Here is a 14,112-nt window from a genome sequence, read left to right on the forward strand (position 1 = left end):
TCGAAGGATTCAACTGCTTTTCATTACTTTAAATACCGTCTGCCATCTCTTCTTTGAAACCGAACCAGTACGTGAACAGGAAGCCTGCGACGTATGAGATGACGAGACCACCGATATACGTCAAGTACATTCCGTTATCGATCAACGGTGTTAACGATAAACCGGATACGCCGACACCAAGTGCTGTAGTCTTCATCTTCGCTTGGAAGGCACCACCGACCGCTGCCCCGAGACATGCCGTTACGAACGGTCGACCAAGTGGCAACGTGACCCCGTATAACAACGGTTCACCGATTCCAAGGAAACCAACTGGAATCGCACCCTTGATGATGTTACGCAAACGCGGGTTACGCGTTTTGACGAAAATCGCCATTGCCGCCCCGACTTGACCCGCTCCTGCCATTGCAAGAATCGGTAAGAGTGGCGTGTTGCCAATCGTGTTCAAGAACTCGAGATGTATCGGTGTCAGTCCATGATGAAGACCAACCATGACGAGTGGTAGGAAGAAGCCAGCCAGCACGGCTCCGGCGAGTGGTCCACCGACCTCAAGCACGGCATTGATTGCTTTCATGATACCGTCAGACAACAGTCCAGCAACCGGCATGATCGCATAGAGCGAGGCGAATCCGACGATCAGCACCGTCAACAATGGCGTGAAGATGATATCGATCGATGCGAGCATGAAGCGACGGATGTGTTTCTCAAGATAGGTCATCAGCCAAGCGGCGAAGATGACACCAAACAATCCGCCTCTGCCCGCAACGAGCGGTTCCCCGTAAATCGTGATATCCGCAAGCACGGGGTTGAATAGAATCCCACCAGCGATTGCCCCGAGCACCGGCGTGCCGCCGAACTCCTTCGCCGTGTTCCACCCGACGAGGATTGCGAGATATAAAAAGACCGTCCCACCGATCAGTAGTAAAATCTGCATCCATGTCTGTGTTGCATCGACACCCGCATTTTTTGCGAAGTTCGCACCACCGTTGATGATCCCCGAAGCTACGAGTCCCGGAATGAGCGGAATGAAGATGTTCCCGATTCGGCGCAAGAAGCGTTTGAACGGTGACTGTTGTTTAGCTTTTACTTTTTGCCGTTCGACGGCAGCTCGTTCTTCTGGCGTCAAGTTCGGATCAACGGACTCTTCCCCGATCGCGAGTCCCGTCTCGCGACTTAAGTGGTCGGCTACCCGATTGACCGTTCCCGGACCGACGACGATTTGCAACGTCTCGTCATCGATGACCCCCATGACCCCATCAATCCGCTTTAACGCATCGATATTGGCTTGCGTCGGATCCTTTAACGATAAACGAACCCGCGTCATACAGTGCGCAAGCTGCCGGAGATTATCTTTTCCACCGACGTGCTCGAGAATCGCATGTGCCAGCACTTCTTCCTTCTTCATCGTGTTTCCCCCTTAGAGTGCGTCTCGGACGAATCCGTTCGCTTGCTGTAATCGTTCGACGGCTTCCGCATGCGGAACATTCGCGAGAATCATGACGATCGCCGTCTTGACGTGCCCGTGTGCTTCACTAAAGACACGCTCCGCCGTTACGGCATCGACTCCTGTCGCCTCACGGATCATCCGCTTCGCCCGAATCTCCAGTTTTTCGTTCGTTGACTGGACGTCGACCATCAGGTTTTGATAGACCTTGCCGACACCGATCATCGCCGCCGTCGAAACCATGTTCAAGACGAGCTTTTGTGCCGTTCCAGCCTTTAATCGTGTTGACCCCGTCAAGACTTCCGGACCTGTTTCGACTTCGATCGCATAACGCGCGTGCCCACTGATGACCGCATCCGTGTTGCAAGAAATCGCTGCCGTCACCGCTCCGACTTCCTTCGCGTAATCAAGCCCGCCGATGACATACGGCGTCCGTCCGCTTGCTGCGATCCCGATGACTGTATCACGTGCTTCTAACTGGAGCGCTTTCAAATCATCGACGGCAAGTGTCCGACTATCCTCAGCTCCCTCAACGGCTTTAATCAACGCGCGTTCGCCACCAGCGATCAAACCGACGACCATATCTGGTGAGACCCCGAACGTCGGTACACATTCTGCTGCATCAAGAATCCCGAGCCGCCCGCTCGTACCAGCACCGATGTAAATCAAGCGTCCTCCGGCATTAAATGACGTAATGACGTGTTTGACAACTTCAGCAATGACTGGTATCTGCGTTTGAATGACCGTTGCGACCGTCTGATCCTCGGCATTCATCACGCGCAACACATCTTCGACCGACATATCGTCGAGATGCATCGTGCGCTCATTTCGACGTTCCGTTGCTAACTGATCTAACATCTGCTTCACCCTTTCTGTTATCCCTCCCTTTATTATACAATCAAGAAATTTTAATTCAATATTTTTTATTTAATTTTGAAATTAAATTTCTATATACAATAATAAAGTTCTTTTCTTCTTTTTCAGGATGGATCAGCAGATTTCCTGCGGGCTTCGCTGACCATCTCTTTTGAAAAATCGAGTAAGGAACAGACTTGGTCGCGACCGATCGTTTCAAGGAGCAATGGGATTCGTGGACCTAGGGTTGATCAATCGTCAGTTGATAGAGCAGCGTCGCATAGTATCATTAATAAACAAAAAGCTGATTTTCACCCGTTAGTTGCCTAAAGGACAAAAATCAGCTTCCTATGAAACCACTTTTTACATCTCATGTTACTAGTAGCATCATTCGTACCGGAACCTGCATGAGGCTCTAAGATATTTATTGAAGAAGTCGTTCACCAGAGGCGTAAATCATTTTAATTTCTCTTCCATATCCTCTACTGAACTAGAACTGTCGCTATTCTTTTCTTTCTCTTCAACGAGATATTCGATATCATATGTACCCGGCTCGATCGTACCGCCTTGTACCGTTTGTTTGAGAACGACGGTTTCTGATGCTTTGACGCGTTTCTTTTGTTGGCTTGTTTTACTCTGTTGCTTTCTTGAATCGAAGACGACAGTCCTTGATTTGCTCTCACGAACGATGACATTCAACAAATGCCCAGAGCGAGCTACGACATCAAATGCATGGTCTCCTGTGTTCGTCAATTTGTATTCAAAGACGAGTCCCTCTTTCGTAGTCCCTTTGAAGGATGTCTCATTCGTCTCACTCCCACTTTGCGGTTGAATCATACAACCGGTCAAATAAAGAATCATAGGGATCAACAACCATTTTTTCATCTATAAAACTCCATTCTGTATAAAGAAATTGCTGAGTTACTCCCACCCTGGGAGTGGGCGAGGTGGCTCCTCGACGAAAGCACGATATCCATCGAAGCTCAGTCCTTGAAGTTGCGGATTATGGTTGCGAATCAACGGGTCACCCGTCTCGTCATCGTTCTGCCAAAATCGGTGTTCTTTTTGAAAGACCATGATTGACGAATACTGGAATCGCTCTGCCATTAGATATTCTCGAACCGATTGCATCACTTGTTCAAAGCGCGAATCCGAGTCGTAGCTACTGCCAAGACGTTCTTTTTCTTGTTTCCCTTCGAAAATCTTAACCGAGAAATACGCATCCCGCTTCGCCGTCGGATACTCGATTTCAACGCGAACCGAGTCGACGAAGCGAATCGGTCGAGGTTTGCTCACTTCCTCTTCAGAATTGTGATTCTCTACATAATAATCATCTGTTGCAATCGAGAAGTCCTTGAACTCCCAGAACATATCGCCTTGCGCAATAATCGCATACTCGAGGAACGTGCCGAAGTTCTGTCCGATTGGGTCTGTCTACTCTGTCGATAACTCATGAAACATCCAGTGCATATACGGTGTCTCATCCGTCTTTGCATCTTCCGTCTGGATCAAGACATATCCTTCGTTCATTTCGCCAATCATCAAAAAGTGATCATAGTCTTCATGGATCAGGTCGTCCTCTTTAGCCTGGATCGTCATTTCAATGACTTTTTCAAGTGAATAGAGTTCGATGCCGAGACCTTGGATCATGAACAACTCCGCTCCGTCATGTAAACGAAGGAATGTCTTATATTCACTTGGTAACGTTAGTTTGAACTGTTTTTCAAATGACTGAATCGCCTGTTCCGTCACCGGATCATTTAAATTGAATTGAGCGACTCCTGTATCGTATCGCCGCTGAATGAAGGTCGACCCGTGATTGATTTTTTGTGATAAGACGTCAAGTACCGCTTCGATTTGGTTCATTTCTTTCATGGGTCCCATCCTTTTCATTTTCGTATTCGTGAATGATACGACTTCACCCTATACACCATACCATTTTTTCAATTATTTGGTGTATTCTATCCTACTCGTTCTATGGTATTCTCGTTCTAATATCATTTTAAAAAATTGCATTCGAAGAGGTGACCCATGTCTAAATCATCATCGATGTTGCTCATATTACTCGCTGCGATCTTTTGGGGCACGACGGGGACCTCACAAGCCTTTGCGCCGGATGATGCACACCCGATTGCAATTGGTGCCGTTCGTCTGGCTGTCGGTGGACTGTTCTTACTCTGTCTCGTTCTCTTCAAAGGAACGCTGACGTTACGCGACTGGCCGGTGCGGACGATTTTACTTGCTGCCGTCAGCATGGCAGCTTACCAGCCCTTGTTCTTCTCGGCTGTTTTAATGACGGGTGTCGCCGTCGGTACCGTCGTCGCGATCGGTAGCGCGCCGATTTTTTCCGGATGTATCGAGTGGCTGTTCCTAAAAAAACGTCCGGCGTTGCTGTGGTGGGCTTCAACCGGATTATCGATCACCGGTTGTCTGTTGCTTCTGAACAATCAAGGAACGGTCGCAATTGATCCAATCGGAATCGTCCTCGCACTAGGTGCCGGACTATCGTTTGCCGGGTATACATTCGTCAGTCGAGACCTCGTCAAGACACACGCGCCGCTGTCGGTCGTTGCCGTCATTTTCACGACGAGCGCTGTTCTGTTGTCACCTTTACTCTTCTTATTCGATCTCTCCTGGCTGTTCACGTCACGTGGTGCCGGAATCAGCCTCCATCTCGGCGTCGTTGCGACCGGGCTTGCTTACTGGTTATTCGCAAAAGGGCTATCGAACGTACCGTCGTCGACTGCCGTCACTCTCTCGCTCGGTGAACCATTGACGGCTGCTTTGCTCGGTGTGTTCGTCCTCGGCGAACAGTTAAGTGGCACGGCTTGGTTCGGGATCTCGTTATTGTTACTCGGTATCGTCTTATTAATCAGTTCGTCTCGCCTAGCAACGCGCCAAACCGTTTTGATAGAAGAACGACAAACTCGGACAGGAGGCTAAATCATGCAAGAAATCACGCTTGAAAAACTGCAGTTTCGCGAGGATTACAACATCGGACTCGATCAGTTCTTGATGGATGTCGCAAATGGTAACAGATTGATATTTCATTTCCGTGGGCATACGGAGGAGACGATGGTCATCGTTGGTGACTACAGTTGCAATTACTTCCGATTGACCTTCGAAGCGGATGCGATTCTGCTTCGTTCACCGGACCTCTATGAACTAAAAGAAGATGTCGAGATCAATCCGATTCCACTTCTGACGCTGACCGATTCAAAGCTACTGACGTTCGCACGTGAAATGATGGGACTCGATCCTACAAAAGACTGGATCCATTACTGGCTCCGGGCGTTCGAACAGGATTTTCATGTCTTGTCTCCCCGTCCACCAGTTCTGACCGACCTCGGACATAAACGAAGTGATGCGATCGTCACGTATTCATTTGATTCGTTCAACGCTGAATGACATAAAAAAGCCCTACCTCGCCAAAGGTAGGGTATTTCTTCGTCCCGCTGCAACTACTCGCGCTAAACGGTTCCCTTTATTATACATAAACAGGCAGCGTCTTTTCAATCGACTGGACAGAGTCGATTGGACTGAAGCGCTTGACGACCTGTCCTTTCCGGTCGACGAGGAACTTCGTGTAGTTCCATTTGATTTTCGACGACAGCAAGCCGGACTGTTCTTTCTTCAAGAACGTATAAAGCGGATGCTCGTCCGGTCCATTGACGTCGATCTTCTGAAACATCGGAAACGTCACGCCATAGTTCAGCTGACAGAACTGCATCGTCTCTTCCTGACTCCCGAACTCCTGCTGATTGAATTGATCACACGGAAATCCGAGCACTGTGACTCCTTGTTTCTCATATTTATCATAAAGCGCCTGTAGTTCGCCAAGTTGTTTGACGAGCCCACACTTACTTGCTGTGTTGACGATCACGAGGACTCGTCCAGCATAATCACTTAGCGAAACAGTTTCTCCTGCTGCATTTTGTACGATTGCATCATATACGGTTTGCATGCATTTCAACTCCTTTGTCCTGAGTATAAAATGAAACGCGCTACCTGTCGTTTTCAAGCATGTGCGTAATGCTTTACCAAATCGTCTCTTCTTTATCGCTTAGTTTGATGACGAACGGTAGAATCAAGACGAACAATAGACTGACGTATCCGAGCGATAAGTAATGTTGCGAGTCTTTTGAAATGTATTGCTTCACGCCGCAGTTCGGACACGCTTTCCCATGTTTCGCAAATCCGACAGCGAGCACTTCTTTCGTTTTGAACTTATATTGGCAATTCGTGCAACGTGCCATGACATCATCTCCTTTTCATTTATCTACTTACAAATTTTGGAAAATGTTTCGTCGAGTAGATGGGTTGTAAACGCATCTTCAAAAATTCATAGCTTCCACCGTTCGTCGCCTGTTGGAATCGTTCGACGGGAAGAAAGCCACTTTTCGTATACAGGCGAATCGCCCGCTCGTTGAATGTCGCGACAGCTAATTCAATTTGTTTAGGTGCAAACCGGTCCATGATGAACGCAAGACCGGCTTCTAAAAATGCCACTCCATTTCCTCGTCCCGTCAAATCTGGTCGCATGCCAAGCCCGACGTCAACGACGTCTGCGTTTGGTTCGAATACATAGTAGCCAATCAATTCATCCCTATTCAATACAGCGAAGTAATGCTCGGTCCGCTCCTCTGGATTGAGAAATTCGGCTAAGTCGTCTACGTCGTTTGGCATATCATAAAACGCAAACGGTCCGTCATACTGCCATTCGTAGGCAATCTGTTCCGCCTGTCGTTGCGTCAGCGGTGAAAATGTATAGCACATCAGGATTCAGCTCCTCTTCGATTCGTCAACGAGATCGATTTTTTCGGTAGTCTAACAGTAGCGGCAACACGTTTAATCCGATCGAAATGAACGTCAATACCCACAGTTCCCGCTCCATGCCCGGTACGACGTCCTGTAACGCTGCCCAATCCTCCCGCGCCACGAATTCCGCGACGAGTCGGTATTCGGCGCACAAAGTAAGTGCCGTAAAACTCAGTCCGAGCACCATCAGGAAACGATAATCCTTACCGATCAAATAAAAGATGATGTTCAGCGCGGTAAATCCAATCGCCACTAACCCAAGCATGATCCACATTGAATCGTCTCCTCCTTATTCCACCTCTTTATTTACTATATTTGGAATCTGTTAATTGGTATATCCGCCTTCAGTTGGATTTCACAACTTTTTGATAGATTTAATGACAAATGGATATCATTTGTAAACGAATCTTTCGAGCGATATACTCTTACTTTCACATCCGCTACTTAGGAGGAGATTACGAATGGAATCGCTGAAGGAGTCATATGTAAAGCTTGACGGATATGTCGTCGTCAAAAAAGATGGCGGACATGTACCACACGAGGAATTTCTCGTTGAATTCACTAGCTGGCTGGAGACAAAAGGTCGTGGCTGGACAGGACTTTCTACTCAAGTCGATCAAGACGGCAACGCCATCGACAACATCAAATAACTACATACCGCAAAAGACCGGACGAAGGTGCATTCCTTCGTCCGGTCTTTCCATTACTACTCCATGAAATTAATCCGTACCCCGATGATTTGTTTATCTCGATTTTTCTTTACTTTCAGATCATAGATGCCGTCTCCGTATCCGGACTCGGTCATGATACCGGCTCGCAACAAATGGACGTCTTCTTGACCAAAAAAGAGTTCTTCGGATAGTTCTTGCTTACGAAATGCAATCTCATCAATTATCAGTACATATCCCGAATCAATCGCGATCTCATGCGAACGCGTCCATTTACCCGTCGGCTGGTCATTCCCTTCATACACAGTAAGTAAACGAATCGTCCCATCCGAGGCATATGTGACAGAAGCCGTCCATACCCCAGATTTCACTTGTTCCAAGATAATCGATGCTGCGTCCTGTTCATTCGAATCCGTCACGAGCATTCGACTACTAACATTAAAAGTACCAATTGAAATCTTTTTATTTGCCCGGTCGCGTAACATCTCTGATTCCACCCATGCGTCAAGTGAAGAAGCGCAATATTTTTCAAGTCCTTTTTTCGGATGCCACGTAAAGACGAGTTCTTGTAAAAAACGGCGTCGAATCCGGTAGCATAACCGTCTACCATCTAAATGTTCGCCAAAGCAAATCATATCCTCCGGTAAATCATCTGGACGATTTGCGTAATGGTGGATGATATTTTTAACTTCAGAATGACTCGATTCGGTCGGTATCGAATAGAGTATCCAGTCATGAAAGATTGCACCATTTGATTCCTGTATAAGCGAACTGTAATCCATCGGAAATTTTACGCCGAGGCTTTTTTCTGCTCGTTTTATTTCGACGAGTGATACACCCGGGCGTTTAGACGATGGATTGATATGTCTGATGGCTGGCTTCATATATTACCTCCGATAGTTGAAGAATGAATTTACTCTTCATCCTCAGGTTCATACAGTTCATCATTGATTTGATAAATAATTATTTCTTCCGGCATATTTTGGATGACGTTTTCTAACGAGTTCATCGATACATCGTTTGAGCATATGAAAAAACCACAACCGTCATGACCAGGCTCGATAAGTACCGATGGATGGGTTCGATCAAACGAAGCAACTGACAGATATTGTTGGAACCCCCAATGCCGCCTTTCCACAAACGTAAATTTTAAATTATCGTAATTCGAAATCACATAGAAGACATTCTCTTCTCCTAACCAGTACGTCTCGTGAACGACGCGTCTGAGTGCTTCCTTGTTCTTTAACTCGACTGTAAAATAGACAAGCGGATCCATATGATGTTTGCGATTCGGATAAACTGTTCGAATGGTGTAGTCAATATCATGTAGCTGAAATAACTGCTGACGTCTTTCTCTTAATACATATTCATCTGAAAAATACAGATACAGCGGAAAATCATTTCGATGCTCTAAAAACTCAAACAAAATTTTCTTCGTCGGTGTAATACATTCGTCTCCCTCTGACGGACTTATTAAATATGCCGTTTTAATTGAATCATCCACATCTAAAAATGACCAAATAGACGTCCTAAATCATCCGTTACTTCATACTCTTCGATCCAGATCCTAGTCATGTTTTTCTCCCTCAGTATGTATAAGTACATCATTAATGTTTACCTTTTGACTACTATTCGTATCATCCTGCTTAAAAATATACTTTGTGCTAATCAAAAACTCTTTCGAAGTTTGTACTTTTTTTAAGTATGTCATTTCAAAGGGATTTTTGATATTGCCTTAATTTAATCTAGAGTGATTCTCAAGAAATTTTTTCGAATTTTCACATCAACTATTTAATGGTTGTCCAACAGCGATCACTCGAATACCAACTGTAACTTGAGCTTGTAATTTTCCCGACGGAGACTATAACTCTTTAAAAATAATGCAATAACTACATCTCAATATTCATATACGCTAAGTATTCGATTGGTCGATGCGAAGGTAGTTGTCCCACCGCTTAAATCTGAGTCGCATCAGAAAGCTATTTGGGTTAGAATAAATATGTATATAAATAACACAAATGGTTAAAATAGTAATCTTAAAGTGTTTTGCTAAAGGAGGATATAAATTGGAAGAGAGAAAACGTTCGGGTAGGAAACCGTCCGGCATGGGCGGGAAAGGTACACTGTTCGCTATATTCGGTGTACTCATCATAGGCATGTTTGGCAGCATCTACAGCGCGCAGAATGAGAAACCGACGGAAGTGAAGAAAGAAGTAAAGGCAGAAGACAAGAAAAAGAAGAAGAAATCGGAAGTTACAGCGGATCTTGAACACGCGACACCAGAAACGATCAATGGTGAACTAAAGAAGTATAGCGAAGACATCAAAGGCGCTAAAGTAAGAAACAAAACGCTAATTGTGACTTACAAGGATTCAGGCTTCTGGAGCGAGAACACGCTTCTAGATTCGTATGCTCTCGACTCTATTCGATTGATAAAACAACTATATAAAAACAAAAACTTTGATCTATTCGCGTTCGAACGCCCTACCGTCATGACGGATGATAACGGAAATGAAAAAATGGAAACCGTGCTTAAATCCTATTACACACGCGATAAGCTCGATCAAATGAATCTCGATAACTTTTCGGATATGGTTTTGATGGACACGGAACGCTACTTTCAAAAAGCAAGCGGCTACTGGATTCATCTAGGACTGTTTAACAGTCTAAAAAAAGACATGATTAAAAAACTGAATTCTCCAATCAACTTTAAGAACATGGATGACACTCGCTACGACATGAACATCGACGCTACAAATGACGTAGTGGAGCAACCGGATTCTGTAGAAGACAAGGAACCTGTTGTGGCAGAACCAGTTACAGAAGAATCAACAGTAGAAGATACTAAGGTGGAAGATGAAGTAACTGAATCGTCATACGATACCGGAACTTTGTTAGCAGCCATTTATAATATCTCTCCAGGATTCGATCAAATGATGTTCAAAATCGATGATTTGAACGCATCTATAGGAACAGACAAAGGGAAAGTGGTCGCGCCTGTATCCTCAAGCCTATTTGAATTAAAATCGATGATTGATATGACTGGAAAAGAAATCATGACGATGCAGCAAACTGCTTCCCCGCCAGAACTCCAACAGACCACTCAACAACTAGTAGCAAATCAAGATGAATTGAATCGACTCTATTCGGAACTTCAACAGCAATTTTATAGCATCGATAAACAGGATTATCCGGACGCCGAGAAGTTAGCAAGTGATATTAGAGATACGCTTGCTAACATGAAGCGACTAACTCGACCGAACACTGAAGCATACTCCAAATATTTTATGAGTCATGCGGATGAAGACGGCTCATAAAAAGGTGTACACTGAAGGCACTCAGGTGCCTTTTCTTACAGACAGGAATAGAACGTATGTACGCAAGAGGAGGAAGTTACAACATGAAAATCTACAAACAACCGAACGGACGTTGGAAGGTCCGGCTCAATCTGGGATTCGACGAGACCGGCAAACGGATCCAGCGTTCCTTCTCGTCCGAGCTGAAGAAGGAAGTCGAATTTTGGGTCGCAGATCAATTGCGCCAACGGCGGGACGGGTCCATCCGGAAGGTGATTAACACACGACGCGTCGGAGACATGCTTGACGTGTGGCTCGAGGACCACGTCCGGCTGAGTAAGGCAGAGACGACCTATCATTCATATGTGAACATCGTCAAGGGAATCCCTGCCTGGTTCAAGAAGATGCAGTCGAAGGAAGTGACGCCTGCTCACGCGCAACGCCTGCTCGTCGACTGGGACAAGAAAGGACTGAAGGCATCGACGATCAATTCCCGTCGCGCGATCATGGTCGGTCTGTTCACATGGGCAAAACGAATGGGCTTCACGAACCACGCTTCAAATCCCTTCTCGGAAGTGGCAAAGTTGAAGGAAGGCGTTAAGGACATGGCGACGCTCTCCGCGCAACAGTTATCCGAGTACCTGACGACAGCGCGTACGGTCATGACGACGGGGAACTATGCAGCTGTCATGTTGATTGCCTACACGGGCATGCGGGCACGGGAAGCGACGGCGCTCCGTTGGTCGGACGTCGACTTTGAACGTAAACGCATCATGGTCATGCGGACAGCAATCGAAACGGCGGGTGGGTATTCCTTCTCGCAGACGAAGGGAAAGAAGGTCCGTGTCATCACGATCCCGGATGTCGCCATCGAAGAATTGAAGCGAATCCGACGGGAACAGAAGTATGATCAAGTCCGGCTCGGCTGGCGCAACGAAGAGGACCTCATCTGTACGGGTGTGACCGGTGCCTACCTATGGCACTCAGGACTCCGGAGACGGCATCACTTGACACTCGAATCCGCAGGACTTCCCTCGATCACCCTGCACGGATTGCGTCATACCCATGCGACGTTGCTGCTTGAAGTGGGTACGCACGCGAAGGTCATCCAGGAACGACTCGGTCATGCAGATGCCAAAACGACGATGGATACGTATGCCCATGTAATTCACACATTACAGGAAAATACCGCCAATCAATTCGCAGCATTATTGGACGACAAAAAAACCGCTCAACCGAGCGGCTCATGACATTTTGGCGAAAAAAATTAAAAAGTGGGAACTGAGTGTGAACTGGCGGTCCGTCACCCTCAAAAAATGGCTTAAGACTGCGGTCTTTTTCGACGGAGACCATAATACTGATAGAATTGAACTTCGATATTCCCGTTATAGAGCTTCCGACGTTTCGTCGCTGGGCGACCGTACGCTTTTTCGAACTCAACATACGACGTGATCATGTAGACACTGTAGTATGGGAATTCTTTATACGCCGTACCAATCTTGCGGTACAACTGATGGACTTCACGTGCGTCTTCCAAACGTTCCCCGTACGGTGGGTTTCCGATGATGACACCGAAGTCTTCCTTCGGTTTGAAGTCTGCTGCGTCGCGTTGCATGACGTTGATTGCATCGCGGACGTCTGCGAGTTCTGCGTTTGTTTTCGCGAGCTTGACCATCTCTGGATCGACATCGCTTGCGTAAATCTTCAGTGGTTTGTCCCACTCCGCTTTTTCGTTCGCTTCCTTGATCGCATCGAACCACGCTTTCTTCGGAATGCATTTCCACTCTTGTGAGACGAACTCACGGTTGATGCCTGGTGCGATATTACGCCCGATCATCGCCGCTTCGATTGCCAGGGTGCCTGAACCGGTGAAGACGTCGTAAAGCGGCATATCCGGCTTCCAGTTCGTCAGCATCAGCATCGCTGCTGCCATCGTTTCTTTCAGTGGAGCTGCTGAGTGGAATTCACGGTATCCACGTTTGTGTAATGCGTCGCCTGACGTATCGATCGTTAATGTTGCGATATCCTTTAACAAGGCGACTTCGATCGGATAGCTTGCGCCGGTCTTCGGCAACCATTCCGTTCCTTTGTTGTACTGCTCTTGCATGTGCGAGACGATCGCTTTCTCAGTGATCTTTTGACAGTCACGGATCGAGAACAGCTTCGATTTGACCGAACGACCGTTGACGATGAAGTTCGCATCCCACGGCATCAATTCGTGCCACGGTAGTGCCTTGACTTGATCGAACAATTTTTCGAATGTTGTCGCGCGGAACTCAGCAACGACAAGTTTGATCCGGTCCGCTGTCCGGAGCCACATGTTCAAACGGGGAATGTCCTCCATCTCACAATCGATGTAGACCTTTCCGTCTTCGACCGTACACTCGTATCCTAACGCACGGACTTCTTTTGCGACGAGCGCTTCGATTCCCATCGCCGCTGTCGCGATGACTAAGCGTTTTGCCATATCGCGTTCACTCCTTTATCGTTTCTTCCACAGTATCGTTTCATTGCAATAAAAAAAGAGCCCAGGGTGGACCTGGACTCTCGTTCAACTTAAAAATAACAGCCTATGTGGTCCTGTAAGCCATGTTCTGTTCCTTAGTGTTCCAAACGGTTTGACCCTCACACGCAGGCGACAATCATCTATCTCCGTATTTGCATACGCTCTCCATTGCGTTCAGTTCCGCTCCGGAAATTCCCCTACCAAATTTGGGTTTCTCGCTCGTGGGGTTTACCTCGTTCCACCTTCATGGTTTCCCATGAAGCTCCGTCACTGTGGCACCTTCAAGAAGTTTCGGCCATATCCGAAGACTTAGGCGTTCCTTCTGCCGTCAGCTTGACGCTGCCTACACTTATCTTTTAGTGTAGCACGATCACTACAGCCATCGCAGGCTGTGCGAGCATGGACTTTCCTCAAAGCATCGAAATGCCCCGCGATTGTCCGAACCAACATAGTCACTGCTTATGAGTGTAGCGTAGATGCCGCTTTCCTGCAAGAGGTAATTCTCGTTTTACAAACGAAAAAGTTGCG

At 46.8% G+C, this 14,112-nt stretch carries 17 protein-coding genes and 1 other RNA gene; 5 read left to right on the forward strand and 13 right to left on the reverse strand.

Features of this window, described 5'->3' with window-relative positions:
- Positions 1 to 28: 28 nt before the first annotated feature.
- From BW42_RS05815 to BW42_RS16570, 5 genes are all read right to left on the reverse strand, one after another.
- A complete protein-coding gene (locus BW42_RS05815; protein ID WP_035408424.1) occupies positions 29 to 1,402 on the reverse strand; it encodes a PTS transporter subunit EIIC in 1,374 nt (457 codons plus the stop codon).
- 12 nt (positions 1,403 to 1,414) lie between these two features.
- Entirely contained in the window at positions 1,415 to 2,308 is an 894-nt protein-coding gene (murQ, locus tag BW42_RS05820; protein ID WP_255344363.1) for an N-acetylmuramic acid 6-phosphate etherase, read from the reverse strand.
- Between the two features lie 444 nt (positions 2,309 to 2,752).
- Positions 2,753 to 3,181, reverse strand: a complete 429-nt coding sequence (locus tag BW42_RS05825) for a BsuPI-related putative proteinase inhibitor (protein WP_035408429.1) — start codon at positions 3,179 to 3,181, stop codon at positions 2,753 to 2,755.
- A 36-nt stretch (positions 3,182 to 3,217) separates the two neighbouring features.
- The gene (locus BW42_RS16565) at positions 3,218 to 3,592 is read right to left on the reverse strand and encodes a hypothetical protein (RefSeq protein WP_231496865.1); all 375 of its coding nucleotides are present in this window, start codon (positions 3,590 to 3,592) and stop codon (positions 3,218 to 3,220) included.
- A gap of 138 nt (positions 3,593 to 3,730) precedes the next feature.
- On the reverse strand, positions 3,731 to 4,171 hold the full coding sequence (locus BW42_RS16570) for an SMI1/KNR4 family protein (protein WP_231496866.1): 441 nt from the start codon (positions 4,169 to 4,171) through the stop codon (positions 3,731 to 3,733).
- A 156-nt stretch (positions 4,172 to 4,327) separates the two neighbouring features.
- Between BW42_RS16570 and BW42_RS05835 the strand changes: the two genes are divergently transcribed.
- Together BW42_RS05835 and BW42_RS05840 are read left to right on the forward strand one after the other, a co-directional pair.
- Positions 4,328 to 5,239: an EamA family transporter gene (locus BW42_RS05835; RefSeq protein WP_035408431.1), complete on the forward strand. Its 912-nt coding sequence runs from the start codon at positions 4,328 to 4,330 to the stop codon at positions 5,237 to 5,239.
- Between the two features lie 3 nt (positions 5,240 to 5,242).
- The gene (locus BW42_RS05840) at positions 5,243 to 5,704 is read left to right on the forward strand and encodes a hypothetical protein (protein WP_035408433.1); all 462 of its coding nucleotides are present in this window, start codon (positions 5,243 to 5,245) and stop codon (positions 5,702 to 5,704) included.
- Between the two features lie 79 nt (positions 5,705 to 5,783).
- Here BW42_RS05840 and BW42_RS05845 read toward each other — a convergent pair whose 3' ends face one another.
- The 4 genes from BW42_RS05845 to BW42_RS05860 all read right to left on the reverse strand — a co-directional run bounded on the left by BW42_RS05845 (position 5,784) and on the right by BW42_RS05860 (position 7,388).
- Positions 5,784 to 6,260 (reverse strand): glutathione peroxidase, encoded by a 477-nt coding sequence (locus tag BW42_RS05845; RefSeq protein ID WP_035408435.1) that lies wholly within the window; start codon positions 6,258 to 6,260, stop codon positions 5,784 to 5,786.
- A gap of 73 nt (positions 6,261 to 6,333) precedes the next feature.
- A complete protein-coding gene (locus BW42_RS05850) occupies positions 6,334 to 6,552 on the reverse strand; it encodes a hypothetical protein (RefSeq protein WP_035408437.1) in 219 nt (72 codons plus the stop codon).
- Positions 6,553 to 6,571: 19 nt separating this feature from the next.
- Entirely contained in the window at positions 6,572 to 7,072 is a 501-nt protein-coding gene (locus BW42_RS05855) for a GNAT family N-acetyltransferase (protein WP_035408439.1), read from the reverse strand.
- Positions 7,073 to 7,097: 25 nt separating this feature from the next.
- Positions 7,098 to 7,388 carry a hypothetical protein gene (locus BW42_RS05860; protein WP_035408441.1) on the reverse strand — a complete coding sequence of 97 codons (291 nt, stop codon included), beginning with the start codon at positions 7,386 to 7,388 and terminating at the stop codon, positions 7,098 to 7,100.
- 187 nt (positions 7,389 to 7,575) lie between these two features.
- On the opposite strand from BW42_RS05860, the gene BW42_RS05865 reads away from it, so the two are divergent.
- Positions 7,576 to 7,764: a hypothetical protein gene (locus BW42_RS05865; protein WP_029341400.1), complete on the forward strand. Its 189-nt coding sequence runs from the start codon at positions 7,576 to 7,578 to the stop codon at positions 7,762 to 7,764.
- Between the two features lie 56 nt (positions 7,765 to 7,820).
- On the opposite strand, the gene BW42_RS05870 is transcribed toward BW42_RS05865, so the two are convergent.
- A complete protein-coding gene (locus tag BW42_RS05870) occupies positions 7,821 to 8,666 on the reverse strand; it encodes an SMI1/KNR4 family protein (RefSeq protein WP_035408442.1) in 846 nt (281 codons plus the stop codon).
- A gap of 29 nt (positions 8,667 to 8,695) precedes the next feature.
- Positions 8,696 to 9,286, reverse strand: coding sequence for a hypothetical protein (locus BW42_RS05875; RefSeq protein ID WP_035408443.1), 591 nt, complete (start codon positions 9,284 to 9,286; stop codon positions 8,696 to 8,698).
- A gap of 562 nt (positions 9,287 to 9,848) precedes the next feature.
- Here BW42_RS05875 and BW42_RS05880 point away from each other — a divergent pair.
- Complete coding sequence (locus BW42_RS05880) at positions 9,849 to 11,099, forward strand: hypothetical protein (protein ID WP_035408444.1); 1,251 nt, start codon at positions 9,849 to 9,851, stop codon at positions 11,097 to 11,099.
- A gap of 83 nt (positions 11,100 to 11,182) precedes the next feature.
- A complete protein-coding gene (locus BW42_RS05885; RefSeq protein ID WP_035408445.1) occupies positions 11,183 to 12,328 on the forward strand; it encodes a site-specific integrase in 1,146 nt (381 codons plus the stop codon).
- A gap of 71 nt (positions 12,329 to 12,399) precedes the next feature.
- Here the strand turns inward: BW42_RS05885 and BW42_RS05890 are convergent, their stop codons facing one another.
- Both BW42_RS05890 and rnpB read right to left on the reverse strand, forming a co-directional pair.
- Positions 12,400 to 13,545 carry a class I SAM-dependent RNA methyltransferase gene (locus tag BW42_RS05890; RefSeq protein WP_035408447.1) on the reverse strand — a complete coding sequence of 382 codons (1,146 nt, stop codon included), beginning with the start codon at positions 13,543 to 13,545 and terminating at the stop codon, positions 12,400 to 12,402.
- 111 nt (positions 13,546 to 13,656) lie between these two features.
- Positions 13,657 to 14,030: RNase P RNA component class B (gene rnpB / locus BW42_RS16155), an RNA gene on the reverse strand.
- Positions 14,031 to 14,112: the final 82 nt, after the last annotated feature.

The organism is Exiguobacterium sp. RIT341 (assembly GCF_000632205.1).
Taxonomy (GTDB): domain Bacteria; phylum Bacillota; class Bacilli; order Exiguobacteriales; family Exiguobacteriaceae; genus Exiguobacterium_A.